The sequence below is a fragment of the Mesorhizobium sp. WSM3879 genome (assembly GCF_002294915.1).
Classification (GTDB): domain Bacteria; phylum Pseudomonadota; class Alphaproteobacteria; order Rhizobiales; family Rhizobiaceae; genus Mesorhizobium.
The window spans coordinates 1-26,175 of record NZ_NSFZ01000009.1 but is presented as its reverse complement, the minus strand read 5'-3'; the positions used below and the strand labels follow the sequence as shown (position 1 = coordinate 26,175).

Here is a 26,175-nt window from a genome sequence, read left to right as displayed (position 1 = left end):
GGCGAGCCCAAATAGCAAAAGCCGAGGTGGTCAGACGGCTTCTACCCGCGCCCGAAGGTTAACATGCCAGGTCTACCGAGCGAATAACATTGGTTAAGGAAGAGCTAAAAATCCCTCGGCGTCCGCACCGCTGGAAGCCTTTCGTCGGTTTTGGTTGGCATTGTGCCACGTGTTTGAAAGGGTGGCAGAACCGACGGCGGTGGCGCAGACCGGGTGATCGAAAATCGGCGCGACGAATTGAGTTTGACCGGGAGCTGTATGGTCAGCTCCCGGCCCCCGGTTGCCACCCCAGAGTTCTCGCTATGAATGTCGTACTACGATATAATGGCCGGCGTTGGAATGGGGGACGGGCAATTTCTTTTGCGAGCCGCCCTGCATTGGGGAAAACAACTGCAGGCCCGGGGACCGCTGCCCCGCCGGCGCCGACCCTTGCGGGCCTTTTTGCCTCGCCTGACGCTGTGCGCAATGCACACCAAAACTTCGCTGCCTTGTGGCTAATATGCGTTGCGGTGTGTAGCTTAGCGGGTGAGGGATTTCACAGGGCATTGGGAGGACAACAAAATGCCACGGGTTTCGGAGCTTTTCTTCAAGACGGCCGTCATCTTTCTCATCCTGGGCATAGCCGCCGGGCTGCAGATGGCGATTTCGGGCGACCACGGCGCCTTCCCGGCGCACGCCCACATCAACCTTCTCGGCTGGGTGACCAGCGCGATCTTCGGCGGTTACTACGCGCTCAATCCGGCCAAGGCAGAGCGCCGCATCGCCATGATCCATTACGGTCTTTATACGGTTGGCCTCGTGATCATGCTGCCGGCGCTCTACTGGATGCTGGCCGCAGGCCATCCGGAGATCGAGCCGGTCGTGGCGATCGGCTCGCTGATTGTCGCCGCCGCGGTGCTGACCTTTGCCTTCATCGTCTTCTCGTCCGCGGAGACGGTGCGCTCGGCCACGGTCGCTCCGGCGCAGTAACGGTGCACCCAACAGCGCGTCGCCTGAACCGGCCCAGTGCGACGCGCCCAATTGCTCGATCGCACGCGGCCAAGATTGGCACGTCATCCTGTGGCGGAGCAGGGAGCGAAGCGACGCGGCGCAGACTGCAGGCCGTAAGCTCAGAGCGTTCCGACGGTGCAGGATTCTGCCGCGCTGCGTTCCTCGACGAGGTCACGGCTTGGATTCTCGGGTCTTCGCTCCGCTTCACGTCGCTACCCAAAAGATGACGGCGCTGGGGCTTTGGCCGGACGCTGAGCCGCCTTACGGCAGCAGCCTCGGGAACAGCCGCGAGATCAGCGCATGGACGATGCCGTCGCGCTCGAACGGGCCGGGCAGCTTGGCGGGGGCGCCGGCGTCGCTCGCCTTGCTCTCGTCCGTGGCCCGGCCTTCGGCTTGCACGAGCCACAGCACAGCCACGAAGTAGCCTGCCTGCAGCACCACGCCCGCCAAGAACGTCCAGCCAAGCGACTGCCAGACCGACCCGGTGGACATGAAGGTCCAGCCGAGAACCACCAGAAGCGTTGCCGTCATTCCCACAAGAAACTGCGGAAAATACATTTGCCCAACCGAGCGCCGCGACCAGTTAGGGTCTTCGACGATCTCGCCCATTGCTCTACCCATGTTGACCCTTGCACCTTTTCCGCCAGGATCGCAAGACTTCACGCAGACCCCTTGCCATAGGTCTTAACTCCGGCCCGCCGAAGGACTTTGCCTCAGGAACCCAGCCGAGGCCGATTCCGTTCCCTCGCGGAACGATGATCAGGAGCAGCTAATGAACCGCAGCGGGCTACCGGGCGCGCTGGCGTGTTGCGCCTGCTTTCGGCCCGTGCATCACCCTTCGCCGCCGCTGAAATGCTGCTGAGCTGAACCCGGCCGCCGGTTGCCGCAGTGTCCGCCCGCCGAGCACGGCCCTTCATCGGCGGGAGACGGCTCCGCCCTTCCGCGAAAGAAGCGGAGAGTTAGCTCTGACCTCCATTCGGCCGGATCACGTCGCGGCGGCTCTGGGCTGGCCGAACAGGTTATCGGGATTGGGGCCTTGGCTGGACCAGTCTTGTATCGAAGGCGTCGGGCAGGCGAACGTGCGCCAGTGCCCTGACCGATCCCGTTGTCATGGCATCCGGCGGCAAGAGGATGACCATCTTGGCCTGGCGATCCGGCCAGAGTGGTCTACCGCCTGTGAAGAACACGAGCGCCACAACGCAGATCAGAAGAACGGCGGCGAACAGGTTCGCAATGATCTCTCCGAGTTGCATGCAGCACCCCCAAAAGGAGCACCCGCCGCATCGCAGGTAGCGGCGGGTGCGAACAACCGACGATGAAGGGACCTATGCTCGCCAGTCGTGACTCCAACAAGATAACTGCCTGTATGTTTCGAGAGGGGGACCAATGCCCTACCAAACCAGACCTCAGTCCGACGGCTGTGTTGCGGCGAGGGCGGGCGATAAAGCTTTGATGGGGCTGCCCCCCGGCCGCGGGGAGGGGGCGTTTGCGCCCGCGGCTGAGGCGACATAAGAAAAGCCCGCCATGCCTTGCGGCACGGCAGGCCTCCTGTCGGAAATGCTGTCTGGATCACGCCTCCAGGATCACGACGATCCTGTAGGTGTCCGGATCCACGATCACGATGCGCCCGTCGGCCAGCACGAAATACTCATAGGTTTCGTAAGCCGGGACGATCTTGACGATGCGGGGCGGCAGGCGATGGAGCCGGATCTTTTGCCGCGGAACCTCGACGCCGACCGAGATGTCGAAGCTGACATCGCGAACCGGCTGGACGTTGGTCTCGCGGATGATCTGCGTGATCTGCGTCCGCTGCTCGACCGTCACATTGGTGATCGAGGCCGTCTTGTCCTGGTCGGTCTGGACGTTGCCCTGAGCGTTCTGCTCAGTGGTCGTACCGGTCTTGCCCTGAGCGTTCTGCTCGGTCTGCATCTTGGTGGTGCCCTGGGCGTTCTGGTCGGTGGTGGTGCCGGTCTTGCCCTGAGCATTCTGCTCGGTCTGCACCTTGGTGTTGCTGTCAGCATTCTGCTCGGTGCTGGTGCCGGTCTTGCCCTGGGCCTGCTGTTTCTTCTTCAGCTTGGTGTTGTCCTGAGCATTCTGCTCAGTCTGCACCTTGGTGCTGCCCTGAGCATTCTGCTCAGTCTTGGTGTCGGTCTTGCCCTGCGCCTGCTGCTTCTTCTTCAGCTGCGTATTGTCCTCGGCGTTCTGCTCGGTGCTGGCGCCAGCCTCGCCCTGGGCATTCTGCTCAGTCTTCATCTTGGTGGTGCCCTGGGCATTCTGCTCGGTCTGAGACTTCATCTTGCCCTGGGCCTGCTCGCCAGCCTTGCCGCCCTTCGGGCAGTCAGCCTGGCCGGCGGCACAACTATCGCCGCCGCTCGGCTGCACGGACTCGGTCTGCGCCATCGCGGCGCCGCAACCAACGCCGAGCGCGATCATGCTCGTGATCAGAAGATGCTTCATCTGATTTCTCCTCGGAAAGTCGGTCCCTTCGTTGGTTAAACACGACTTGGAAGGCATTGTTCCGAGATTGTTTTGCCAGGCGGCGGCGGCGTTCTTACGCCGGCGGATGCGCGGAATTTTGCAGGAACAAGCCGTGGCCCTCGGCGTTAGGACGGTGCCGATCGGCTGTGGAAATCGCAGGCGCAGCAGAGGAGGCGATTGACCACACAAAGGAGACGACCATGAAAATGCACATCACCACCGCCGCCGCGGCCCTCCTGCTTCTCGCCGGCGCTGGCGCCGTCGCTGCGCAGGACACCGTCGTGATCGCGCCCGAGCAGGAAACCGTCATCAAGGAATATGTGCAAAAGCAGCCGCTGGCTTCGGTGAAGGTTCCCGGCATCGAGCTGAACATCGGCAGCACGCTTCCCGAGACGGTCGAACTGCACGAGGTGCCGAACGTCAAATATCGCTATGTCGTGGTCGATAACCGGACCGTGATCGTCGACCCCGGCACGCGCAAGATCATCAAGGTGCTCAATTAACCGATAGCGTAATCGGCCGAACGGATGGCCCGCCGCCGGTCACGGCGGCGGGCGGTTAACGGAAAATTATTAATTTACGATATCCTAACGGAACCTTTGACCCACACCCAAGTTGGGCGCTTTGGGTCAAATCTGTCTCATAGGCAACACAAACCAGTGGCAGAAACAAACCTGTCTCATAGGCAACACAAACCGGTGGCAGAAAGCAGAATCGGGCGGCGGCGAACAGGCATGGGCAGGGGCGAGGAGGACTAGTTAACATGTCGAAACGAGAAATCGGAACATCCCGCTCGCTCGGGATGCGCGTCGCCGAGTTGCGGGCCAGGATGGAAGACGCCCACATCACCGCACATGAAATACAGACCTTCCAGAAGGTCGCGGCCATAATGGGGGGCGGCGATGGCTCCCTACGCATCGATGCGGACGATCTGATCGCCGCATCTTTCCTCACCGAGTCGTGCGAAGCTTCGCTGAACTGACAGCCGTCATCGATGTCGACTGGCTGCCGTCCAGCACTGGGCGGCAGTGAGCGGCGCTACGCCGCTTGGCGCGACAAAGCCTTCGGCCGCGAGGGCTTTTTTCGATGATGCTTGGTTCGATAAGCCCGATCCTATAGGCCCGGACTTCAGCAGCCTGTCACGCCAGCGGCCATTGCCGGCGCTGCTGGCTTATGCTCCTGGCCTTGAGACGTCTAATCTTGGCTTCACGTAGCGCGGTGACCGGGTCGACGCCGGTCCACAGAATGCCGGCCTTCTGAGCGAATGCCACGAAGGCCCGCCGCGCTTCCCCGAGTTTCCTCTCGCCTGTCCGCGCTGCCTCGCAGGTCTGCACGGCCGCGGCATAACAGTCGCCGCGCATCGCCGGCGGCCATTCTTTGAGGAAATTCTGCATCGCCGCCAGGGAAGCGATCTCGCGCTTGAAGCCGGCCCCGACTGCGATCGCCACCGGCGCGCGGAGCGGAATGTCGCTTGTGATGTGAACTGCAGTCATGGCGGGCCTTTGCTTGTCGAATTATTCAATTCAAACAATGCGAAGCCGCCCCGGCGGTTCCGCCGGCAACAATCAATTAGGCGCCGCAGACGGAACAAGACCCCAATGCACGCGTTTGCCCCGGGAGCTCCTACGTTCGACCTGCCAGGGTTTCCGCGACGGCGGAGGCGGGCGGAGCTCGCCAACACAACAGGAGACTTATGATGAAACGCACCCTTATTCCTGCTGTTGCCGGCCTTGCTCTGATCGCCGGCGTAGGCTTTGCCGCTGCGGACCAGATCATCGTCACGCCGGAGCAGCAGACTGTCGTCAAGGAATATGTCCACAAGCACCCGATCGCCTCGGTCAACATACTGGGGCTGGAACTGGGCGTCGGCTCGACGGTGCCTGACACGGTCGAGCTGCGGGAGGTGCCTGACGTTCAGTACAGATATGCCGTGGTCAACGATCGCACTGTCCTGATCGATCCTGGTACACGCAGGGTCATCCACGTCATCGAGTGATCTTACGCTTACGAGCCCCGATCCTCCCGCCATGCCGGCGGGGGGATGCCGGCTCCTAGGAAGGAGTCGCAGCCATGCATCACCCCCATGTCGAATCAGTCGACTGTGCAAAGGCGGTCGACCAGCTTCTGGCCGAACGCCGCACTGGCCTCTTATCGATGAAGGAAGCGATTGGCCTGCTGCGCAGGCGCACCGGAACCGAACGCTCTGACGCCGATTTAGCCGCGTTGATCACAAAGAAGGCGGCGTATCTGGGCGTCGCTGTCGTCTCCGACGTGCACTGAAGAAATCGCTGCCGAAGTTCAGGCACCTACGCGTCGATGCGCAAGACGCCACCGGAAAATTCAGCTAATGTTTCCGTCGGGGAGCGGCCCCACTCAAAGGAGGCGACAGTGACGGACGACAGGCAGGAACGCATTCGCCGGCGGGCGCACGAGATCTGGGAGCAGGCCGGCCGGCCGGAAGGCGCGCATATGGAGCACTGGGACCAGGCGGCCGCCGAGATCGACGCCGAAGTAAAGCCGAAGTCCAAGGCCGCGCCCAAAAAGACGGCCGCCGCCAAGCCGAAGTCGGCCAAGGCCGAAACGCCCGCCAAAGCCCCCGCCAAGGCCAAGGCTCCTGCCAAGCCGAAAGCCAAGGCCTGACCCCAGCGGCCGTTCCGCCGCTGCCATCCGCACAATCGAAATGTAGCAAGCCCGCGCCCGAAGATTTAGGGCGCGGAGGTGGAGACACTAAACGGCTATCGCCTCCCTTGCTTCCTGGCGTATTGCGCAACGGCGCAGAGGAAAGCCAGCGCGGCGGTATCGCAGGCCGCCCGCGACGGCGACGGACCCTTGGCAAAAAGCACCGCGTCCGCGATCGGGATCGTCAGCCCATGCTTCCTGGCGAATGAGGTGACTTCGTAAGGCTGATCGTCGGCTGGTGCGCCGATGTCGATTTGCTGGTCTATCAAACGAGTTCCTCCCTGGTACGCGACTATGCCTTCCTTCGCCCGAAAGGAATTAACTACCGGCCGCCCGCCCGCGTCCACCAATTGGCAATTGTGTGAAACGATACATTTGTCGAGGTGCATCCGAAAGTTGCAAAAGGGAATTCTCTGCACCCGGCGCGGGCGGAAACCGTTCCGTCGCCGCGCTCCTTTGCGCCCCTCTGTCTCGTCGCGATTGGTGGTCTTCCTCCGCGAAGAAGGAAGACATCTCACTCCCAGGCATCGCTCGATTTTGCAAAGCGCACGCCCGCCGCAGTCATCGCGCACTCGCATTCGCTGATCAGCCTGAGGTTCCTCAAATATCGCGCGATCGTTTCCGGCAGCCAGGCCGTGCAGGCCTCGACATAGACGCGGCCGTGCACCAGCGTGCCGGTCGAAAGCCGGTCGTCCTTCTCGGCGATCACCTTCAGATATTGCCGGATGAAGCGGATGTCGTCGGCGATGTCCTGGCTGGCCATGCGCCACGCGCCGGCCAGGCGTTCGCGCTCGGCGAGCGGCAAAGGCGAGAGCAATGGGCGGGAAAGGTCGGCGAAAGCGGCATGGTTCGCGGTGTTCAAGAATATCCCCTCAACGAAGGGCAATATCGTACATTAGGTACGAAAAGTGGTCAAGAACGTTTCGTGCAATTTGAACGATAACTCACTTGGACCGTCTCATGAAACCGTCGAGATCAATGCGCGCTTCGTCGAGCACCCTGCCGAGGACCAGGTCCACCATCTCGCGCCTGTCCGGCTGAAGCAGTTGCAAGCCTTTGCGCAGCGCCTCACGCCATGCTTCGCCCCGGTTCCACGCTTCCGCGAAGGCATGGGCGAGGTCGTCTCGCCGACGCGTGGTCTCGAGCGCCTCGACCAGCAGGCTTGCTTGATGCAGGTCCTTCTCCCGCTTGGCGGCAGCGCTTCGCTGGCGTCGCGCCGCGACGATCAGCTTGTGGACCGCAAAGCGTTCGGGCGAGGGGACCAGCACCGGCACGCCGGAGCGGTGGAGCAGCACTGCCCGCACCGGGTCTCGGATCAGGAAATCGAGGAAGCGCAAGGGCTGGGCCGAGGCGCCGCCCAGCGACGGCATCGGGCTGGCATGGTCAGCATGCTCGTCGCTGCCTCGGTTCGGAGTGAGGAATTCTATGCGGTAGCGCGAAGCATTCTCGAACTGCGTCGTGCGCCCCGCATCGGTTCGGTGCGGGATTTCCCGGAATGTCGGGTCGACCGCCTTCAGCACCTCGATGAGCGGCGGCATGCTGTCGTCGACTTCGGCCGAGACGGAATGGAACTGGGCAAAGTCGGCATCGCCGGTCTGCAGCGCGGCTCCTGGCAGTTTGACGCCGAGATGCCCTGCATAGGTCTGGAAGGCGACGGTGCCGACGAGCACCGCGCGCAGGCGGAAGAGCCCGGCCTTTTCCAGCGCCTCGACGACGTCGCCACTGAAAGCATCGGGCGCCGCCAGGCCGGCGTCGCGAACCAGCGTGGAGACCAGCTTGCGGCGAGCTCTGAGATCGTCCTTGATCTCCTTGAAGGCCGCGACCCGTTTGGCGATCTCGGGATCTTCCGCCGGGCCGACATAGCGCCTGGACTTTTGCGGCCGCGTCTCTTCGAAATACCAGTAGTCGCGGCCTTTCACCGGCACGCGCACGAAATTGCCCGCCGTCGAAAAATCGGTCTCGAAGGAGGCATCCAGGCTGCGCTGCACCAGCTCGGCATAGAGGGTGCGATAGGCAAGATCGATGGTCTTCATGGCCGCTCCCGGGCGTGCGCAGCGTTATAAGAAACCTGCAGTTTTCTTATAACTGGGCCTTATTCGGCGAGATTTCAAGAGCGTTATAAGAAACTGGTAAAAATCTTATAACGACCGGCATCTCCTAGGAGAGATGGGCCACTCTTCGGCGGATTGGGGAAACGGTTTGCCCGGTGCGGTCGACGTCACGCCCGAAGACTCGACCTGGAAGGCGTTGAGGCCGGGCTTGGAAGCTTGGAGCAGCGCAGCTTCCGTTACGCCGATTACGGCTGCCGGACGAGCACACTACCTTGATCATTTCCGGAAACGCGTTCCTTGCCGCCAACCGACAAGCCGCCGCCGCTTTTTTCGAGGGACGCGGGCCGGCTACGCCTTCGCCGTCGACCGCGCGAAGCACGCAGGCGACCCGCTGATCGCGGCGAACAAGGACACGCTCACCAACCCGGCGCTGAACGACCGGCATTTTTTGAAGGGTGCTAACGGCGCCATCGGCACCATGGACATGGCGAAGATGGAAGCGATGGGCGGGTATTTGTTTGCCTCGGGAATACTGCTCGACGGCAACGGCAAGGCGTTGAAGGAAAGGCCATACTTCGAGACCTACCCGTAGCGCAGGTAATTGTTGCAGGTGGCCGGCGTTTCGCGCGCAATGACATGATTGAGCATGTCGAGTTGCGCCGAAAGCGCTTGCGAGACCGCGCTGTCCGGAGCTGAAAGCAGGAGCGGTGCATATCTGTGCCGCAGATCGGCGACCGCCTGTCTGCTGGTATTGCGCACTTCTGTTTGGCTTCCGGTCTGGGCGGCGGCAGTGATCTTGCGCAGCATCGCATCGTAGTCGTCCGGAAATTCGCGTGCGATAGCCTCAACGATCTGGAGATCCTGCTTCCGGATCTAGGCATCGATGTAGGCGGTGGTCACAGGCTGGGGCGGCTTCGCCACCGACTCATGGTGATATCTGCCGCCGCCGAACATCGCTGGTAGCACTTTTGCCTCAACGAAGCTCAAAGGGGACGACCGCCTCCACCTGCAACCATTTCCCACGCGACATCCGCCCCTCTAAAATGCCTGTCTAGTTCAGTCCGAGGCTCAGCGCCTTCTTGCGGTCGGCCTCGGCGCGCTTCAAATCGCCCTTAGCTCTCCAGGAATGTGCCCTCAAATCGTAGGCGTCGGCATATGTCGGGTCGATCTCGATAGAGCGGCTGTACTCGGCGATGGCGCCATCGTGGTCGCCTTGGCTTTCCTTGATTGCACCTAGACCGAAATGGGCGCCAGCGCTCTTCTTGCGGTCCAGGCTGATCGCCTTGTTGAAGTCTCGCGTTGCGCTGTCGATGTCCTTTTTTGCCGCATAGGCAAAGCCGCGATCGATGTAGAAGCGCGCGACTTTGGGATCCAGTTCGATCGCCTTGTCGAAGTCTGTCATCGCACCCTCGTAATCGGCCTTCTCCAGCCTTTTGGTTGCCCGTCCGTAGTAGGCCATGCTCCAACTCTGATCGATCTCGAGGCCTCGGTCATAGTCGGCTAACGCCCGGTCAAGCTCGTTTTTTTTCCCCCACAAAGCGGCACGCCCAAAATAGGCATCGCTGCTCTTCGGCGCGAGTTCGATGACCTTGCTGAAATCGGCAATGGCGCCATCATAGTCATGGGTGTCGGTGCGGACCATCGCCCGTCCGCGATAGCCGGCGGGGTTTTTCGGATCGAGCGCGATGGCCTGTTCGAACGCGGTGGTGGCGCGTGCATACTTGCGTTTCTTGTACCAGACGTAGCCGTGGTCGACGATGGTCTTCAACTTGCTCTGGTCAGAGCCGACAGGATCGCTTCCGGCTGACTTGCGTTTGGCCGCCACGGCGAGCTTGCGGCCCTTCTCGGCTAGGGCCAGCCTTGGATCCAGCTTGAGCGCCTGGTCGTAGTCCGCAATCGCCTGGTCGTAATCGCCGTTGGCGAGCCAGGCGCTGCCACGCCCGAAATAGATCGGCGCAGAACTGGGGTCGATCTTGGCCGCGCGGCTGAAATCGGCGATCGCTCGATCCAGTTCGTTCTTCTTGCTCCAGGCGACGGCGCGGCCGAGGTAAGCTTCGACGTAGGCAGGATAGAGTTCGATCACCTTGCCGTAATCATCGATGGCCGCGTCATACTTGCCCTTCGCTACCAGCGACATGCCGCGCCCCAGATATGCGGACGCCATTTTCGGAGCGTGATGGCTTTGCTGTATTCGGCAATGGCGCGATCAAATTTGTGCCTCTTGTAGAGGGCATCGCCGAGATCGATGAAAGCCTTGAGCTTCTTCGGATCAGGCCCGGCGGCTTCGGCCGCGACATCGCCTTTTCCTCTTGCCGCGTCGGCCGCCTTGCGGCTGACCAGGTAATCCGGATTGTGCGGGTCGAGGTCGATTGCCCGGTCGAAATCGGCGATGGCGCCGTCATAGTCCTTCCTGTCGGCCCGTGCCATGCCGCGCCCATAATAGCTGGCGGCGTCTTTCGGATCGATCGCGATCGCTAATGAATAGGCGGCGATCGCCCGCCCGCCGTCGCCCTTGGCGTGCCAGGCCATGCCCTTGCAAAAGAACGCGTCGCGCGCCTTCGGGTCGAGCGTGGCGGCATGGCCGCAATCGGCAAGCGCGCCCTCGACATCGCCCGACATGGTTTTGGCCATCCCCCGGCGAATATGGGCCGAGACCAGATCCGGAACGAGCTGGATCACCCGATCGTAGTCGGCGATCGCCAGGTCGTAGGCGCGCTTGGCGGCCAAGGCCTTGCCGCGGCCGAAATAGGCGAATGGGCTACTGGGGTCGAGCGCGATCGCCTGCTCATATTCTGCGATGGCATGGTCATATTTGCCCGCGTCCGAAAAGGTGTCGCCGCTCTGCACCGCGCTCAGGACACGTGGGTCGGTCGCCTCGGCCGCCTCCAGCATCTTTGAAGCGGACAGTATTCGCGTTGGGCTCGCTTTGCCTTGGCCGAGTTGCTTGGCCAAGGTTTCAACGGCGGCCGCAACAGAGGGCTGCAACTGTTGCATGCCCACTGGCGGCGCCGGCCTGTTTTCGCCAACGGCAGCCTGCTCGTCACAGCTTCCAGTCCGCTTCAGGTCGAGTTCGATGGCACGCCGGCAATCGACTGCCGCGCCGGCCTGATCGCCCTTGAGCATCCGGGCGCGGCTGCGACCGAAATAGGCGTCGGCGTTTTCGGGATCGAGGCTGATGGCCTTGTCGAAATCGAGCAATGCGCCGTCCACGCCATATTTCGACAGCCGCATCTGGGCGCGCTCGAGCAGGATCCTGGCGGTCGCCGGATCCCTGCCTGGCTTCGCGGCGGTCGGCTTGCCTTGCTCGCCGGGCAGGTGTTCCCTGCACGTGCCTGCCCGCTTCGGGTCGAGCTCGACGGCTCGCCGGCAGTCGCCGACGGCGAGGTCGAAATTGCCAAGCAAAGCCTCCGCGATGGATCGGTGGTAGTAGGCATCGGCGTTGTAGGGATCGAGGCCGATGACAAAGCTGAATGTATCTATCGCGCCCTTGGGGTCGACCTGCATCTGCTGCAACCCCGATTTCATATTCCAGTCGATGGCGGCGGAATTGTCGCGCTTGGCATAGAGTTGCGGCGGCTCATACGTGGGAGGCGCGATAGGCTTGGCCGGCTGCGGCTCAGCTGGGATTGGGACATGAGCCTGACTGGTCGTAGCGCCCGGTGACTGCAGCACGGGTTGCCCCTCGGCCCTGCGCTTGCCAATCTGGACGCTCAGCCGTTCCTTTCGGTAGTCCGCGTTGGCCGGGTCGAGCGCGATTGCCTTGTCCAGGTCCGCTATTGCCTTGTCAGGATCGCTCGCCTCCCAGACAAGCGCCCTCTCGAAATACGATTTTGGATCGTCGGAACTGATGGAAATCGCTTTGTCGAGATCGGCAAGCGCCTCTTTCGAATTGCCGACTCGAGCCATAGTCATGCCGCGCACGCGGTAAGCCGGGGCGTTGGCCGGGTCGCGGCGTACGGCTTCATCCAGATCGGCGATAGCGCGGGCATAATTCTTCTTTAAGCCCCAGCTCTTGGCGCGGTTGAAGTAAAATGCGGAACTTGCTGGATTGAGCCGGATCGCCTCGTCGAATGCGGCGATGGCGCGGGTATGGTCGCCCTTTTCCTGCCATTCTATGCCGACCGCATTTTGGGCGGTGGCGGTTTTCTCGCCACCTCCGTCGCGCGGCTCGCCAAAAGCCTCGGCGATCCGGCGTGAGCAATCACGCCCTTTGTCTGCATCGACGCCGGCGATGTGCTTGCAATCGGCTTCCGCGCGCCTGCGCTCGCCCTTGGCGATCCATGAAAGTGCGCGGTCATGGTAAGGCGTGATGGGGTCCGCGCGGACGCTCTCTGCTTTGTCATAGTCGGCTTGGGCCCGCGTGGCGTCGCCCTTGTCCTCCCAGGCGACGCCGCGCACGCCTAAGGCCATCTCGTTGGCGGGATCGATGTCGATCGCCTTGTCGCATTCGACAATCGCACGGTCGTGCTCGCCTTTCTTGTTGAGTGCCCTGGCGCGGTCGGCATAGAGGTTGGCATCGTCCGGCGTGAGCGCGATTGCGCGAGTGTAGTCCGCGACGGCTCGCTCGAAATCTGCCTTGCTCTCCCAGGCAATGGCGCGATTGGTAAAGGCGGGCACGTATGTCGGATCAAGCGCGAGCACCTCGGTCATGTCGGCGATGACGCGGTCGATATCGTTCTTCTGCGTGTAAGCCAAGCCACGCCAGAAATAGGCGTTAACGCGAAGATCGGGAATCTCGGCGCTGTCCTCGGCGATGGGCGTGCAGGCGCTAATCTGCTGGTCGGCGGAGACGGCGCCGTCGCTGAAGCAAGTAGCGTAATCCTTGCTCTCTGCGAGCGCCGGACTGCGAAGCCCGCCAAGCAGCACCACTATTCCCGCCGGCGCCAAAAGCGGGCTAAATGAAAGCCATGCAACGAATGCGCGGGCGAACGCGCCGGTGCGGCGTGACATGTTTTGATCCTCCCCCCGGAGTTGCCGCGGCAGCGGCTGCAATTACCTATATAGTTCCGTTTTTGTTCCGAAATGCAAGCAGAAATTGCGAACGCTATCCTGTGCTCGCTCTCGGCCAAAGAACGCAACCCCCAAAGCCTGGCAACGCGAAGTTCTTCTTGTTCTTCGTTGCGCAATGGTTTCTCAGCGAGATTGTCTCTCACATATCGATCATTGAGCGCTTGACCCGCCCGATGATGGTGATCGCCCCTTCGAGCTCCGGCGGCGGAATGTCGAGATAGGACGCCGGCTGGAAGGGCGGGGTGTCGTTCGGGCGATAGCGCTTGTATGTGGCGCGGCCGGTTTCGTCGGCGATCACATAGCAGCCATTGGTCACCAGACGCTTGTCGCGCAGGTTGACGAAGATGATCGAATCCGGCGGCGAGATCTTGTTCATCGACGGCCCGTCGACGCGCAGCGCAATCCACTCGCCTTCCTCGAGATCGGCGGTGGGGATGGTCGGATAGTCCGAAAGGTTGACCACGCTGTCCTGGCTGCCGAGCTCGCCGGCGCTGATCCACGATACGATAGGCACGTCGATGGTGATGGGCGAGGCGGCGAGGTGAACAGGCGCGGCTTCGGCGCCGTCGACGTCAAACAAAAGCCAGCCGGGGTCGACCCCGAACAGCCGGCCGTATTTCTCCGCCGCCTTGCGCGACAGCGGCCGGTTGCCGTTCTCATGGCTGATAAGGGTGTTCTTGTTGATGTCGCGCAAGGCCCGCGCGGCATCGCTGGGCGAGGCATAACCGGCCTGGGCGCGCGCCTGCTGCAATCTGTGCCGAGAATCCATCATCGTACAAAATGCCTGAAAATTATCGTCCAAATTGTACGATTTCGCTTGCGCGTCATTCGTACATAACGTACGCTTAGCGCATGAATGAGCCTACCGCAAGCATTTCCGCATTCCCTGCGAGCATCTCGGCCGCGAATGGGCCGGGGCTGCCCGCGAGCATCTCGGGGCCGCCCACGAGCATCTCGGGGCTGCCAACGAGCATCTCGGGGCTAATTGATTCCTGGCAGAGTATCGGCGCCTTCGCCGCAGATGTCGGCTGCGGCTATGAAGCCGCCCGCCAGATGCGCCGTCGCGGACGCATCGCGCCGCAGCACTGGCCGCATGTGGTGGCCGCGAGCCGCAGGCGCGGCATTGCCGGTATCAGCTACGAATGGCTGGCGGGCCATCGCGCCGCTGCCGCCATGCAAGGGGAGGCGGCATGAACGCGCTTGCCTCGCCTGTCGAATTCCAATCGTCCGGGCCGTCCTCCTCCCCGGTCCGGACGCTTTCCGGGGCCTCTGCCCCGGATCCGGTCGAACCGCCCGCACCCCGGTTCACCGGAACGGCCGGAGCCGCTCCTCCCCCGGCTCCGGCCCCCAATTCGGGCCGGCTCGTCTCCTGCATCCGCACCGAGGACGGCACCGTCATCCTGTTCGACCGCAAGGCGGGCCTGGCGGTGTCGGGCCTGACCCGGGCCGCCGCCGAGGCGGCCCTTCTTCGCCTGCTTGGTGCGGCGCCCGGCGCCGCCTGATCCCAACCGTTTCCCTGACCTGACCAACGGCCCCGCGGCCGAACCCTGGCGCTTGGCGACATGCCGAGCGCTTCGCAACCCTTCGCAAGCAATGGAATGAGACATGGCTGCCGCCTACACCGAAAAGGAAATCGACGAGATCGCCGCCTGGCTGAAGGAGGGGCTATCGGCCTCGCGCATTGCCGGCCGCTTCAGCGCGCTGCGCGGCAGCCCGGTCTCGCGCAACGCCATTATCGGCATCGTGCACCGCGACGCCGGCCTTCGTGCCATCGGCTTCGCCAACCCGAAGGGTGGCCGCGCCGGCGGCAGGCCGCGGAAACATGCACGGCCGGACCGGCCGGGCCGGCGGGGCAGGGTGGCGGCCGGAGGTGTCACGCTCTCCGAGCCGGCAGCGCTTTCCAGGCATGCCGAACTGATTGAGGGCGCCGGCGCCGCAACTGTCAATCTCCCCCCTTGCGGGGGAGATGCCCGGCAGGGCAGAGGGGGGTGCTGTCCCGCCAACCTATCCGCTGTTGAGCTATCCACGCAATCGGATGCCCGCACTCCACCGAAACCCAAAAAATCCAAAGCCCGCAAACCCGCGCGCACGCTGCCGCCCGCCTGGCTTTCCCCCGGCACCCGCGAAAAGTCCGACGTCCAGCTCTACAAGCTCCCCGCGCCGCCGCCCCCGGTAAACCCCGGCCGCCAGCCGCATGTCGCGGCGATGCGCTTCCTCGATTGCCTGTTCAAGCGCTGCCGCGCGCCGATCGATCTCGCGCTGCGCGAGGAGGCGGACGAGGATCCTGTCGGCGCGCGGCCCGGTCCCGACATGCTCTGCTGCGGCCTGCCGACGTCGGCCACGCGCTCCTACTGCGCGCATCATCATGCGCGGTTTCACGGCCATCGCGGGAGGGGGATGTGAGAGTGGCAACAATGAAGGCGCCGGCGGCGGAGTGCTCAATCTCCCCCTTGCGGGGGAGATGTCCGGCAGGACAGAGGGGGGTGTGAAGGAACGCCAGCCTCGCCAATCCTTTCAAGGTACGACAGCAGTACAATCGGCAAAGTGGAGGACAAGCAGAGCGGACAGGGTGGCGGGACAGCACCCCCCTCTGGCCTGCCGGCCATCTCCCCCGCAAGGGGGGAGATTAGCTACCTGCCGCTGCCCGGCCTCTCAACAGGCAATCCCATGAGCGGTACGACCTGGTCGAAGTTTTTCTGGTCGGATTGGGAGTCCGATCCGAACCTGCGCCTCTGCTCGCTGGCGGCGCAAGGCTTGTGGATGCGGATGCTCTGCATTGCCGCCGCGCATCAGCCGGTCGGCTATGTCGCGATCGCCGGCAAGGGGCTGGATGAGTCAGCGCTGGCCCGCCTCGCCGGTTGTCGCGGGGCTGAGCTTGCGGCGCTGCTTGCCGAGCTCGAGCAGAACGGTGTCTTCTCGCGCGACCGCCAAGGCCGGATTTATTCCCGTCGCATGATTGCCGATGCTCGCAAGGCCCGCGCGGCGCGCCGCAACGGCCTCAAGGGCGGCAACCCAAGTCTCTCGAAAGAAAGCGCTTTTTCGCCTTCGGATAAGCCACGGGAAAAGGGGGGAGATAAGGGGAAGGATAAGCCCCAGAGTCCAGAATCCAAGAATCCAGAATCCAACAATCCAATAGCCATAGATCCATCGGGAGAAAACGCCCCGGCGTTTTCTTCCCGGGCTGCCGCTCCGCGGCAAAAGAACGAGAAATCATTTTCGGGCCGTTCAGCCGGACAGAACTGGCATCGCCGCAAGACCCATGTCGATGCCGCCAACGCCATCATCGAGGAGATCAATGACCGCAGCCGAATTGCAGCAGGCGGCGAAAGCTCTGGCCGCGATGTTCAGTTGCTTCCCGCAATCCGCGCTCGCTGATGCCGAGATGCAGCTGCGCGGCTATCTCGCAGCCGTGCAGGATGCCGAGCTTGCCGATGTGCAAGCCGCGATCCAGCGCTTCATCCGCGGCGAGGCGAAGGTCGACAACGCCCAGTTCTGCCCGTCCAGCGCCCAGCTTTCGATCGAGGTGCGGGAACGGCGGCTGATGCGGGAGCTGTTGGCGAAGCGGGCGCTCATTTCTTCGCCGCCGCGAAGTGGGGGGTCCGAAGGACGGGCGAGATCCGTGGTTCGCCCCGGCTAGTGGCGCGACGCCGCCGCGACGGAGGGGGCGAGCCGACAATGATCGATACGCCGGCGGGACATCGCCCCCCTCTGTCCTGCCGGCCATCTCCCCCACAAGGGGGGAGATCAGACTTCGCCACCGCTTTCGCCAACCTCCACCCTCGCAGGTCTGAGCGGGGGCGCCCAAGCTGCCAATCTCCCCCCAAGTGGGGGAAATGCCCGGCAGGGCAGAGGGGGGCGCGGAGGAACGCAGCCTCTCCCGTTGGTCACTCACACCACCCACCACAAAGGACACCGCCCATGCCCCGCAAAGCCGCCAAGAAACCGCAACCCCCGAAACTCCCCAAGGGCGAGGCCGAACAGGTGCGCATCCGCCGCGAGATCGGCCATGATTTCGCGCTGAAGGCCGACGCCTTCGGCCGCCAGCGCCTCACCCCCGGCACGGCCGAGGCGCGCCGTGTCTACGAGGTGTCGAACGGCGGCTACACTTCGACCGGAGGCATCGTGCGCCTGCGCAATGTCGATCCGCTCACCGGCATCACATCGCTCACCCGCCAGCAGCGCGAGGCCGGCCAGCGTTTTCGCGATGAGTTCGAGCGCTCCGCCCGCGAGGGCCTGCAGCCGCAATCCTGGAGCGAGCGCGTCGACGGCGGCCGCGTCGGCGGCGGCGTGCCCGACCGCGTGCTCTCAGCCGGCCGGGCGCACGCCCACGCCGCGGCCGCGCTCGCCCATTGGGAGGTGGCCGAGGTGGTGCGCAAAACCTGCCTCGAAGGCCAGTCGGTGAAGGCCATCGCCGAACGCACCGGCGACGGGCGCGACGTGGTGGTCAAGCTGCTGAAAGTCGGGCTGGATTTGTTGGCGGTGCATTACGGGATGATGATGGGGAGGAAGGTGGGGTGAGGGGGCCTATCGTCCGATGTTTAAAGTACTATTGTCTGCCCTATGGACGCAGAAACTGAAAAGCTCTTTGCCCACTTAACCGCAGACCCAACCGGTCAGTTGCACGATGGCCTACGCTTGGTCGACAAATATCTGGAAGCTGTTCAACGACAACATGCCTTAATATTCGAAGCGTGGCGACAGAAGAGATACGAGCGCGCTCTGGTCGAATTGCACTTTTTTCTGATCGCGATCGACAGAGTAAAGGATGGAATTGTGTTGGCCTCAAGCGCCTTGGGCACCAGATGGCCGATCATTGGGGGGCTTGGGACCTATCAGGATATAAGAGGGCAAGAGATCATTTCGAGCATATCGAGGATCGGCTCTATGGCTCTCGAAAGAACGCGCTAAAAAGAAACCAAGAATATGGGACCGAACGCACCATTCACTACGGCCTATCTGCCGGAGATAAAAGCTTCCGCTGGAGTGATCAAAAAATTGAGATCTCGGAAGGATTCCTAACTAGGTTTCTTTCGTGGGCGACAGAGGCGAAAGCCATAGCCGATCGTTCTATTTAACTGCTGCAGAGAAGCTAGCCCTGGGAGTCGTTTCCCACCAGCTCCGCTATTCCTTGTTACTCCCTTCCACTCCCTTCTCCCACCCAAACACGCTCCGTCCCCCCAACAAATGCGACTGGTCCATCTCGCCCGCGACAATCTCCTTCAGGCTCGGCCCCGTCACATAGCGCTCCATCCGGCGTGACTCCCCGTCCAGCCGCTTGAGTGCGTGCAGCTCTTCCTCGCGGCCGAGCTTGGCCTTGCTCACCGCCGATTTCAGCACCGAGATCGTCTCGTCATAGACCTTCAGCGGCACGGGGAAGGGGTGGCGGTCCTTGCCGCCGTGGGCGAGCGAGAAGCGCGCCGGGTCGGAGAAGCGGCAGGGCGCGCCGTGCACCACCTCGGAGACCATGGCGAGCGCGCGCACCGTGCGCGGGCCGACGCCGGGCACCAGCAGCAGTTCGGGAAAATCCTTCGGGCCGCTCTCGATCGCGGCGGCAATGTTGCCGTGCAGGCGGCGCATGACGATGTCGCTCTCGCGCACGTCGTGATGCGCGGGCATGACGAGGTTGGGCAACAGCGGCTGCGCGGCCGGCTCCGGCGCTTCGGCTCGCGGCTCCAGAACGGCAAGCTCGCTCAGGATCTTTTCCGGGCTCATCGTCTTCAGAAGCGCGATCTGCCCCCCGCGGGCTGTCTCCGCGCGGTGGTCGGTGAGGTTGACGATCTCGCCTTGGCGTTCGCCCTCGATTGCCGCATGCGGCTGGTCGACGAAGCTTTCCAGCCCCTCCGACAACCAGTGGTAGCGGCGCGCCTGGCGGGCGTCGCCGTTCATGCCTTGCTGCACCACCACCCAGCGCCCGTCATCGCTGACGATGAAGCCGTGCAAATAGAGGTCGTAGCCGTCCTGCACGGCGGCGCTGTCCACCTTGGCGACCAGCCGGCTAACGGTGGCGAGAGCCTCGCCGTCGAGGCCGACATGGTCGCCGATCGCCAGCAGCTCGCCCGGCGTCTTGCGCGAATGTGCGCCGCGCCCGCCGCAGACATGGATGCCAAGCTCGCCGGCCATCGGATTGAGGCCCCGCTTCAGCGCGCCGATGACGGAAGTGGTGATGCCGGAAGAATGCCAGTCCATGCCCATCACGGCGCCGAAGGACTGGAACCAGAAGGGATGGGCCAGGCGCCGCAAAAGCTCGTCGCGGCCATAATGATGGATGATCGCTTCGCACAGCACCGCGCCGAGCTTCGTCATGCGCTCGCCCAGCCATTTCGGGACCCGCCCGCTATGCAGCGGCAGGTCGGCGCTGCCGCTTCGCTGCGTCACTTTTTGCTTTCCCTATAAATGTCGGCTTCTAGATGGCATTTTGGCGGGAATTTGCAAGGCGGCGCAACCGCAGCCGGACATCTCCCCTCGCCGCGGGGAGATGTCCGCTCGCTGGTCGGTCAGCGCCGGCAGATGCGGATCTTTTCGATGACGCGGTGGCCGTGGCGCCAGTGCTTCACGATCTTGATCCGGCAATGATCGCGATAATACCGGTTATGATAGCGCACCACATAACGTTCGCGATAGGGAGTGTAGTAGTCGTCATCGTAGACGTGTCGGTAATAGCGGTGAGGGTAATACCCGCCATAGTAGTCACCATAGTAATCGCCGTAGCCGGGGCCGACGCCGATGCCGAACTGAACGCTACCGGCACTCGCCGGCGCGATCGCAAACGCCGAGGCGATGGCGATCATCGAAGCAAGCAGAAGCTTTTTCATCGCTGCCTCCCTGAGGTTCGATGGGCGCCCCTTCGAGGCACAAACGGTTTCGGGGCGGGTGGTGTTCCGAGAAAGTTGGACGGCGATCCTGGGCCCGGCGAGGAGCGAAGCGGCGCCGAAGCTGTCGATCTTCGCCCTTGCGCGGGAAGATCACGCATTTCTTCGCCGCTGTCTTCGATGTTCGGAGTCGCCATATCGCCACCTGCTGTCGCCGTGCAGCGCGTGCGCGCTCGGCGTCGTCGTCTATTGCCACGTCCAGCCAATCCCAACCGCAGGAGCCTGCCATGACCAAGCCCACCATCCTGAAATTCGGCCCCGTCGAGCATGGCGATGGCGGCGATCTGCCGGGCTGGATCGCGGTCGAGGGGTCGCCGACCATGCAGACCGCCGTCCAGCACACCAGCGAGGACGGCAAGGTGATGTCCGGCACCTGGCGCGCTTCGCCCGGCACCTACCACGCCACCTACACCGACTATGAATTCGTCCACATGATCGCCGGCCGCATCCTCATCACGCCCGATGGCGGCGAGCCGGTCGAGGTCGGCCCCGGCGACGCCTTCGTGGTCGAAGCCGATTTCAAGGGTACTTGGAAGATCCTCGAGCCGGTGACCAAGCATTTTGTGGTTGTGGCGGAGTGAGGGTGCCGCGCCGAAGCTGCTGACCTCCCCCGCAAGGGGGGATCAAGCGCTCCATCGTCCTGGCTACCTCCCGACCTTCGAGATCACGCGTCTTTCCACTTCCGGTTCCAGCGATTCCGCGAATGGAGTCGCCAGATGGTGCTGGTCGCGGAAGGCGAGCTGGCCGTCGATGAAGACATGGCAGGTTGTGGCGTTGCAGAAGCGGTCGGTGAGGTCGACGTAAGTGGCATTGGGCACGCTGGTGACGATCTCGCGCTCGACCGCCGCCATCTGGTCGTTGGCGGCATAGGCGCGGCTCTGGTCGCAGAGCGAGGGCGCCTTGTCGCGCCACAGCGCGCGCGACACGCAGGTGTCGATGTTCTCGTCGTTGAAGGGCACGTCGCGGATGAAGGCGATCTTCAGCCCAGCCTTGCTCAAGCTGGTCAGTGTCGAGCGCAGGCCGGCCCGCCATACGGCGTCCGGCGTGTCCGGCTCGCCCTTGCCCGCCGCCATCTTGCGCGAGGAGGTCAGCGCCAGTTCGGAGATCACCACCAGCGAAGGCCTGGCCGCGATGATCTCCTTGATCGCCTGTTCGCGCCATTGGTCGCATTCGCGGTAGTCGCGGTTGAGCTTGGTGACAAAGTAGGAAAACCGTGAGGGCCGGCACGAGCTCTTCAGCCAGGTCTCGACGCGGTAGCCGTTCTTCTTTCCCGCTTCGATCAGCGGCGTCGACCAGTGATCGGCGTGGGAATCGCCGAACAGCGCGATCACGCGTTGGCCATTGCCGAACACGCAGGGTTTCGGCGTCACCGTGTCGTAGCCCTCGACGCAGGCCTTGGCGCGCGCGGTGGCCGGCTCGGCCGCACTTGCCGCGATCGCGCGCTGCTCGGGGTCCTCGGCGCGCACGGCAAGCGCTGCGTTGCCGTAGGCGGCTGCGACGCCGGTGCCGGTCAGGAGGAGGGCCGGCACCAGCGCCCGCGCCGCATTGGCCATAAGCCAGCCATTGCGGCGGATTGGATTCTCGATGAAATGATAGCTCAGCGCAGAGAGCGCCAACGTCAGCCCGAGGCAGGCGAGGCGTTGCGGAAAAGTCAGCTCCTCGACCAGCATGCCGGCATAGACGATCACCGGCCAGTGCCAGAGATAGAGAGAGTAGGAAACCTTTCCGATCCACTGCAAGGGCGGCAGCGCCAGGGCGGCATTTACGCAATTCGAGGAAAAGAGCCCCGCGGTTTTCCGTTCGAAATTGCGTGCAAGAATGCCGTCCCTGACGCCGGCCGCGCCCGCCAGCAAGAGAAGGACAGTACCGGCCACGGGCACGAGCGCCAGGAAACCGGGGAAGGGAGCCTCCTCGCTGAAGGTGAGGTAAGCGAAGGCGATGAGGGCCAGCCCGCAGAGGCTGAACGCCGTCCCGAGCCGCGGGCGGTTCTGGAGCAGCCATGCCGGTGCCATCGAAGCCAGCCCGCCGGCGGCGAATTCCCAGGCCCGCAGCGGCGAGAAGTAGAAGGCCCAGGGCTGCGAAATGGGGGTCAGCCAGGCGCAGACCGCGAAGGAGACCAGGCCGGCAATGCCGATCGCAAGCATGATCGTCCGCTTGCCGGGCTTCAGCCAGGCCGCCAGCATCAGCAGCGCCGGCCAGGCGAGGTAAAACTGCTCCTCCACCGACAGCGACCAGTAATGGATGAAGGGGTTGTTGGCGGCGTCGTTGGCGAAATAGTCGAACGACCAGCGGATCAGCCACAGATTGATCATGTAGGCGGACGCGAACATCGCGCCCTTGGAATAGAGCGCCTGCTCCTCCGGCGACAGGATCAGCGTGCCGACGGCAAGCGTAGCGGCGATGACGAACAGCGCCACCGGCAGCAGCCGCCGCGCGCGTCGGGCATAAAAACGAAGGAGGTCGAGCCGGCCGGTGAGCGAAATCTCGCTGACCAGATGGCGGATGATGAGGTAGCCGGAGATGACGAAAAAGATGTCCACGCCGGCAAAGCCGCCGGGCAGGGCGGTGAAGCCGAAGTGGAAGGCGACAACGCCCGCCACGGCGAGCGCCCGCAACCCCTCAATGTCGGGCCGGAAGTCCGGCGATGGTGCTGACACGAAGGCGAACCTCGCAACGGTCGTTCGTATCCCGCCTTGGTAAAGCCTCGCGCCTATGGGCTCATACCGCAATGCAACAAATCTAACGCAGTGCAACATAAAGGGAGGCGACAGCAACGGCGGCGGCAGTCGAAGCTTCGGCAGCCTAGGGTCTGCGCGCGTCGTTTCGCTCAGGATAACGAAGGAGCTCAGCCGCCGTTTCCCCAGTGTTCGAGAGCATGGAAGGACATTCGCGAATGCTAAGGCAAATTGTCCGCCTGCAGGTAATCTGGTAGGATCAGTGCACCGACGAACGGCTCTGGGACGCCGTGACGTCCGACATCATGGACAAAGACATCAACTCGAACCGGAGAACGGCCATGAAACGGCTTCTGACGGTCGCTGCGCTGTTGGCAGCGGGCAGTTTGATTGCGATGCAGGGCGCAGCTGCCGACGATGCTGCGCTGATCAAAAGCGCCGAGTCCGCCGCACCCGCCGCAGTGGCGAGTGGCGCTGCGGTCTACGCCATGGATGAAAAGGGGAACATGCGCACCCTGCGCGAGGGCAAGACCGGCTTCTGGTGCATGCCGGACAATCCGGCCTCGCCCGGCCCGGATCCGATGTGCGGCGATGCCAACTCGATGGAATGGGCGATGGCCTGGCTGCAAAAGAAGGAACCGCCCAAAGGCAAGGTCGGCTTCATGTATATGCTGTCCGGCGGCACCGACGGCAGCAATACCGATCCTTATGCGACGAAGCCCGAGGCAGGCAACAATTGGATCGAGACGGGGCCGCATGTGATGATCGTCAACGCGATGGACATGATGAACGGCTATCCGACCGATGCCAAACCCGACACGTCCAAGCCTTATGTGATGTGGCCGGGCACGCCGTACGCGCATCTCATGATCCCAGTAAAATAACCGGCCACGGACCTTCAGGTGCGGCGGCGAGCGCTTCAAATCTCCCTTTGTCCGCAAGGGGAGATTTGCATCAGCCGCTTCGTCCTCGCTCCAACTGATCGCGCCTCGCAACCATCCTCCGATCCGCGCGTTGCACGCCGGCGAAAGCCAATCATGGCGGGCAGGGTGGAGACTCACGGTGGCGGATAATCGTCAGAACGGCACGCGCGAGTCGGAACCGGGGCTGGCGGGCCTGCTTGCTGCCTCGCGCAGCCATCCGCGCACGGCGCTGCCGACGGTCGCAACCGTCGTCGCGTCGGTTGCGGCGCTCTATTTCGGCCGCGAGGTGTTCCTGCCGATCGCAGTCGCGCTGCTGTTGACTTTCGCCATCGCGCCGCTCGTGTCGGCGTTGAAACGCGTCGGCATTCCGCGCCTGCCTGCCGTGATCGCCAGCGTTTTGGGCGCCTTTGCCGCGCTTGCGCTGTTCTCCTTCGTGGTGGCCACGCAGGTCAGCGACCTCGCCCAGAACATCCCCGTCTATCAGATCAACATCCTGACAAAGATCCGCGCGCTGAAGGAAAACGGGCTGGGCAACGGCATCATCTCGCGCTTGAGCGGCGTGATCGAGCGCGTCGGCCAGGAGTTCGAGCGCCAGGAGCCGCAACTGCCGTCCGCCGCCGAGACGCCGAAGCGCGATCCGATCCCGGTCGAGATCGTCGCGCAGGAAAGGCCGCTCGAAGTATTGCAAAAGGTCATAGAGCCGCTGCTCAGCCCGCTCGGCTCGGCCGGCCTTGTGGTCGTCGTCGTCATCTTCATGCTGATGGAGCGGGAGGACCTGCGCGACCGCTTCATCCGTCTCGTCGGCTATGGCGATCTCCACCGCACCACCCAGGCGCTGCAGGATGCCGGCAAGCGGGTCGGCCAGTATCTGTTGATGCAGCTGGTGGTCAACGTCATCTACGCCATCCCGATCACCATCGGCCTGTGGGTGCTGGGCATCCCCAACGCGCTGCTTTGGGGCCTGCTGGCGCTCGCCTTGCGCTTCGTTCCCTATATCGGCCCGATCATCGGCGCGCTGCTGCCGCTGTTCCTGGCGCTGGCCGTGGCGCCCGGCTGGTCGCTGCTTCTGTGGACCGCGGCACTGTTCATCGCCATGGAGCTGATCACCGGCAACGTCATCGAGCCATGGCTCTATGGCTCGCGCACCGGCCTCTCGCCGCTCGCCATCATCGTCGCGGCGATCTTCTGGACCTGGCTCTGGGGGCCGATCGGCCTGGTGCTGTCGACGCCGCTCACCGTCTGCCTCGTCGTCCTCGGCCGCCACGTGCCGCAGTTCGAGTTCCTCGACGTGCTGTTCGGGAACGAGCCGGTGCTGGAGCCGCACGCGCGTCTCTATCAGCGGCTGCTCGCCGCCGATCCGGACGAGGCGACCGACCACGCCGAGGAGATGCTCGAAGAAAAATACCTGTTCGAGTTCTACGACCAGGTGGCGATTCCGGCGCTGCTGCTTGGCGAGCAGGACCGCATGCGCGGCGTCATGGATGACGAACAGCGCAAACAGGTCGCGGCGAGCGCGCTGACGCTGGTCGCCAATCTGGACGCCAGCGCCCAGGAGGAAGCGGAGGAGGCGGAAGCCGAGGAGGAAGAGGACCAGCAGGCAGCCACTGCCTCGGCCGAGGCCTCGCCGGGCAAGGCAGCCTCAGCCAAGATCACCGCGGGCAAGGCTGCTGAAGGCAAGGCGAACGATCGGAAGGCCGGCGACGGCAAGGAGCCTCTATCCGAGGAGGTCGATCTTCCGGATGGCGTGGGCTTCTCCGTGCTTTGCGCCGGCGGGCGGGGCGAGCTCGACGACGCCGCCGCCGCTATGCTGGCGCAGGTGCTGGAGGTGCAGGGCGCCGAAGTGTCGAGAGCGAGTTTCGTCGACCTCGAACCTGCCGGGATCCGCCGCCTCGACCTGAGCGGCGTCGATACGGTGGTGATCGGTTTCCTCAACCGCGACTCCACCAAGCACGCGCGCTTCATGGTGCGGCGGCTGAAGCGGCTGAAACCGCGTCTCAGGGTCGGCATCGTGTCCTGGTCGGAAATCGGCAACAGCGACGCCAAGGCCGCGGCCGAACTTGCCGCCGGGCTTAACGCCGATTTCGTCGCCCATGGCATGGTCAGCGCCGTGACGGGCGCCCTGTCGAGCGAGCCGCCGGTGATGCTGAAGCTTGCGCCGCAACGCCGGCCACGCCGCCGGCCGGCCCGCAAGAAGGAGCTGCAGGCGGCTGGATGAGGGAGGCGACTTTCCCCCTCAATTGACCGGCCCGAAGGCCCGCGCGAACCGCGCGGCTTTGCGATCCGCGCGGGCAGGCGCCGGCCCCGCCGGCGGCGCCACGCCCCAGCCCTCAGGCTGGCCGGGTGGCTGTCTGGTTCGGCCCTTGTCCGGCCGTTTCTGTTCTGCCTCGCCGATCCGGGCAGAAGCCCGGATCCTTCGGAGCGCGCTAGAGCGGGATGAAGTCATCTCCGGTCGTATCCTGCATTGGCGAAGTAGTTTGAGCACTCGGCGGGTGTCGTCCGG

The 26,175-nt window shown here is 63.7% G+C and carries 29 protein-coding genes; 16 read left to right on the top strand and 13 right to left on the bottom strand.

The features are described from left to right. Window positions 1-561: 561 nt before the first annotated feature. Window positions 562-969, top strand: coding sequence for a hypothetical protein (locus CK218_RS20260; protein ID WP_067001036.1), 408 nt, complete (start codon window positions 562-564; stop codon window positions 967-969). Window positions 970-1,251: 282 nt separating this feature from the next. Here the strand turns inward: CK218_RS20260 and CK218_RS20255 are convergent, their stop codons facing one another. Next, on the bottom strand, window positions 1,252-1,599 hold the full coding sequence (locus tag CK218_RS20255; RefSeq protein ID WP_245299725.1) for a hypothetical protein: 348 nt from the start codon (window positions 1,597-1,599) through the stop codon (window positions 1,252-1,254). Between the two features lie 960 nt (window positions 1,600-2,559). Then, complete coding sequence (locus CK218_RS20245) at window positions 2,560-3,447, bottom strand: DUF1236 domain-containing protein (RefSeq protein WP_095828676.1); 888 nt, start codon at window positions 3,445-3,447, stop codon at window positions 2,560-2,562. A 221-nt stretch (window positions 3,448-3,668) separates the two neighbouring features. On the opposite strand from CK218_RS20245, the gene CK218_RS20240 reads away from it, so the two are divergent. Together CK218_RS20240 and CK218_RS20235 are read left to right on the top strand one after the other, a co-directional pair. Continuing rightward, window positions 3,669-3,971, top strand: coding sequence for a DUF1236 domain-containing protein (locus tag CK218_RS20240; protein WP_067001081.1), 303 nt, complete (start codon window positions 3,669-3,671; stop codon window positions 3,969-3,971). 260 nt (window positions 3,972-4,231) lie between these two features. Beyond that, window positions 4,232-4,450, top strand: a complete 219-nt coding sequence (locus CK218_RS20235) for a hypothetical protein (RefSeq protein WP_095778872.1) — start codon at window positions 4,232-4,234, stop codon at window positions 4,448-4,450. A 157-nt stretch (window positions 4,451-4,607) separates the two neighbouring features. Here the strand turns inward: CK218_RS20235 and CK218_RS20230 are convergent, their stop codons facing one another. Further along, a complete protein-coding gene (locus CK218_RS20230; protein ID WP_095828675.1) occupies window positions 4,608-4,961 on the bottom strand; it encodes a DUF982 domain-containing protein in 354 nt (117 codons plus the stop codon). A 203-nt stretch (window positions 4,962-5,164) separates the two neighbouring features. Between CK218_RS20230 and CK218_RS20225 the strand changes: the two genes are divergently transcribed. From CK218_RS20225 to CK218_RS20215, 3 genes are all read left to right on the top strand, one after another. Beyond that, window positions 5,165-5,464: a DUF1236 domain-containing protein gene (locus CK218_RS20225; RefSeq protein WP_067001089.1), complete on the top strand. Its 300-nt coding sequence runs from the start codon at window positions 5,165-5,167 to the stop codon at window positions 5,462-5,464. Between the two features lie 74 nt (window positions 5,465-5,538). Further along, window positions 5,539-5,748 (top strand): hypothetical protein, encoded by a 210-nt coding sequence (locus CK218_RS20220; RefSeq protein ID WP_095828674.1) that lies wholly within the window; start codon window positions 5,539-5,541, stop codon window positions 5,746-5,748. A gap of 108 nt (window positions 5,749-5,856) precedes the next feature. Continuing rightward, window positions 5,857-6,108, top strand: a complete 252-nt coding sequence (locus tag CK218_RS20215) for a DUF2934 domain-containing protein (protein WP_095778871.1) — start codon at window positions 5,857-5,859, stop codon at window positions 6,106-6,108. A gap of 95 nt (window positions 6,109-6,203) precedes the next feature. Here CK218_RS20215 and CK218_RS20210 read toward each other — a convergent pair whose 3' ends face one another. The 3 genes from CK218_RS20210 to CK218_RS20200 all read right to left on the bottom strand — a co-directional run bounded on the left by CK218_RS20210 (window position 6,204) and on the right by CK218_RS20200 (window position 8,180). After that, window positions 6,204-6,416 (bottom strand): hypothetical protein, encoded by a 213-nt coding sequence (locus tag CK218_RS20210; protein WP_067001092.1) that lies wholly within the window; start codon window positions 6,414-6,416, stop codon window positions 6,204-6,206. A gap of 245 nt (window positions 6,417-6,661) precedes the next feature. Beyond that, window positions 6,662-7,009 (bottom strand): hypothetical protein, encoded by a 348-nt coding sequence (locus CK218_RS20205; RefSeq protein ID WP_095828673.1) that lies wholly within the window; start codon window positions 7,007-7,009, stop codon window positions 6,662-6,664. Window positions 7,010-7,091: 82 nt separating this feature from the next. Beyond that, window positions 7,092-8,180: a GSU2403 family nucleotidyltransferase fold protein gene (locus CK218_RS20200; RefSeq protein WP_095828672.1), complete on the bottom strand. Its 1,089-nt coding sequence runs from the start codon at window positions 8,178-8,180 to the stop codon at window positions 7,092-7,094. Window positions 8,181-8,313: 133 nt separating this feature from the next. Here CK218_RS20200 and CK218_RS20195 point away from each other — a divergent pair, with 133 nt between their 5' ends. Further along, the gene (locus CK218_RS20195) at window positions 8,314-8,790 is read left to right on the top strand and encodes a hypothetical protein (protein WP_095828671.1); all 477 of its coding nucleotides are present in this window, start codon (window positions 8,314-8,316) and stop codon (window positions 8,788-8,790) included. Here CK218_RS20195 and CK218_RS20190 read toward each other — a convergent pair. From CK218_RS20190 to CK218_RS20175, 4 genes are all read right to left on the bottom strand, one after another. Further along, window positions 8,781-9,005, bottom strand: coding sequence for a hypothetical protein (locus CK218_RS20190; RefSeq protein WP_067001059.1), 225 nt, complete (start codon window positions 9,003-9,005; stop codon window positions 8,781-8,783). The two genes, CK218_RS20195 and CK218_RS20190, sit on opposite strands and share 10 nt — an antisense overlap. A gap of 244 nt (window positions 9,006-9,249) precedes the next feature. Continuing rightward, window positions 9,250-10,335 (bottom strand): tetratricopeptide repeat protein, encoded by a 1,086-nt coding sequence (locus CK218_RS20185; protein WP_179294552.1) that lies wholly within the window; start codon window positions 10,333-10,335, stop codon window positions 9,250-9,252. Further along, a complete protein-coding gene (locus CK218_RS20180) occupies window positions 10,323-13,148 on the bottom strand; it encodes a tetratricopeptide repeat protein (RefSeq protein ID WP_095828669.1) in 2,826 nt (941 codons plus the stop codon). Before CK218_RS20180 ends, CK218_RS20185 begins: the two co-directional genes overlap by 13 nt. A gap of 199 nt (window positions 13,149-13,347) precedes the next feature. Then, complete coding sequence (locus CK218_RS20175; RefSeq protein ID WP_095828668.1) at window positions 13,348-13,980, bottom strand: S24 family peptidase; 633 nt, start codon at window positions 13,978-13,980, stop codon at window positions 13,348-13,350. Window positions 13,981-14,261: 281 nt separating this feature from the next. Between CK218_RS20175 and CK218_RS31180 the strand changes: the two genes are divergently transcribed. The 6 genes from CK218_RS31180 to CK218_RS20145 all read left to right on the top strand — a co-directional run bounded on the left by CK218_RS31180 (window position 14,262) and on the right by CK218_RS20145 (window position 17,726). Continuing rightward, entirely contained in the window at window positions 14,262-14,402 is a 141-nt protein-coding gene (locus CK218_RS31180) for a hypothetical protein (protein ID WP_245307422.1), read from the top strand. Beyond that, window positions 14,399-14,710 (top strand): hypothetical protein, encoded by a 312-nt coding sequence (locus tag CK218_RS30255; protein WP_067001068.1) that lies wholly within the window; start codon window positions 14,399-14,401, stop codon window positions 14,708-14,710. The genes CK218_RS31180 and CK218_RS30255 overlap by 4 nt, the downstream gene beginning before the upstream one ends. A 103-nt stretch (window positions 14,711-14,813) precedes the next feature. Beyond that, window positions 14,814-15,611: a GcrA cell cycle regulator gene (locus tag CK218_RS30685; protein WP_095828667.1), complete on the top strand. Its 798-nt coding sequence runs from the start codon at window positions 14,814-14,816 to the stop codon at window positions 15,609-15,611. Between the two features lie 264 nt (window positions 15,612-15,875). After that, on the top strand, window positions 15,876-16,583 hold the full coding sequence (locus CK218_RS20155; protein WP_095828666.1) for a hypothetical protein: 708 nt from the start codon (window positions 15,876-15,878) through the stop codon (window positions 16,581-16,583). 7 nt (window positions 16,584-16,590) lie between these two features. Beyond that, window positions 16,591-16,845 (top strand): hypothetical protein, encoded by a 255-nt coding sequence (locus CK218_RS30680; RefSeq protein ID WP_179294550.1) that lies wholly within the window; start codon window positions 16,591-16,593, stop codon window positions 16,843-16,845. A gap of 281 nt (window positions 16,846-17,126) precedes the next feature. Next, window positions 17,127-17,726 (top strand): DUF6456 domain-containing protein, encoded by a 600-nt coding sequence (locus tag CK218_RS20145; RefSeq protein WP_095828665.1) that lies wholly within the window; start codon window positions 17,127-17,129, stop codon window positions 17,724-17,726. A gap of 603 nt (window positions 17,727-18,329) precedes the next feature. On the opposite strand, the gene CK218_RS20135 is transcribed toward CK218_RS20145, so the two are convergent. Together CK218_RS20135 and CK218_RS20130 are read right to left on the bottom strand one after the other, a co-directional pair. Beyond that, window positions 18,330-19,583, bottom strand: coding sequence for a DUF763 domain-containing protein (locus CK218_RS20135; protein ID WP_095828663.1), 1,254 nt, complete (start codon window positions 19,581-19,583; stop codon window positions 18,330-18,332). Between the two features lie 119 nt (window positions 19,584-19,702). Beyond that, window positions 19,703-20,020 carry a hypothetical protein gene (locus tag CK218_RS20130; protein WP_095778977.1) on the bottom strand — a complete coding sequence of 106 codons (318 nt, stop codon included), beginning with the start codon at window positions 20,018-20,020 and terminating at the stop codon, window positions 19,703-19,705. A gap of 284 nt (window positions 20,021-20,304) precedes the next feature. Between CK218_RS20130 and CK218_RS20125 the strand changes: the two genes are divergently transcribed. Continuing rightward, window positions 20,305-20,658 (top strand): cupin domain-containing protein, encoded by a 354-nt coding sequence (locus CK218_RS20125; RefSeq protein ID WP_095778861.1) that lies wholly within the window; start codon window positions 20,305-20,307, stop codon window positions 20,656-20,658. Window positions 20,659-20,721: 63 nt separating this feature from the next. Here CK218_RS20125 and CK218_RS20120 read toward each other — a convergent pair whose 3' ends face one another. Continuing rightward, on the bottom strand, window positions 20,722-22,734 hold the full coding sequence (locus CK218_RS20120; RefSeq protein ID WP_245435111.1) for an acyltransferase family protein: 2,013 nt from the start codon (window positions 22,732-22,734) through the stop codon (window positions 20,722-20,724). A 359-nt stretch (window positions 22,735-23,093) separates the two neighbouring features. Here CK218_RS20120 and CK218_RS20115 point away from each other — a divergent pair, with 359 nt between their 5' ends. Together CK218_RS20115 and CK218_RS20110 are read left to right on the top strand one after the other, a co-directional pair. After that, complete coding sequence (locus CK218_RS20115) at window positions 23,094-23,636, top strand: hypothetical protein (RefSeq protein ID WP_095828797.1); 543 nt, start codon at window positions 23,094-23,096, stop codon at window positions 23,634-23,636. A gap of 178 nt (window positions 23,637-23,814) precedes the next feature. Continuing rightward, window positions 23,815-25,890 carry an AI-2E family transporter gene (locus tag CK218_RS20110; RefSeq protein ID WP_179294549.1) on the top strand — a complete coding sequence of 692 codons (2,076 nt, stop codon included), beginning with the start codon at window positions 23,815-23,817 and terminating at the stop codon, window positions 25,888-25,890. Window positions 25,891-26,175: the final 285 nt, after the last annotated feature.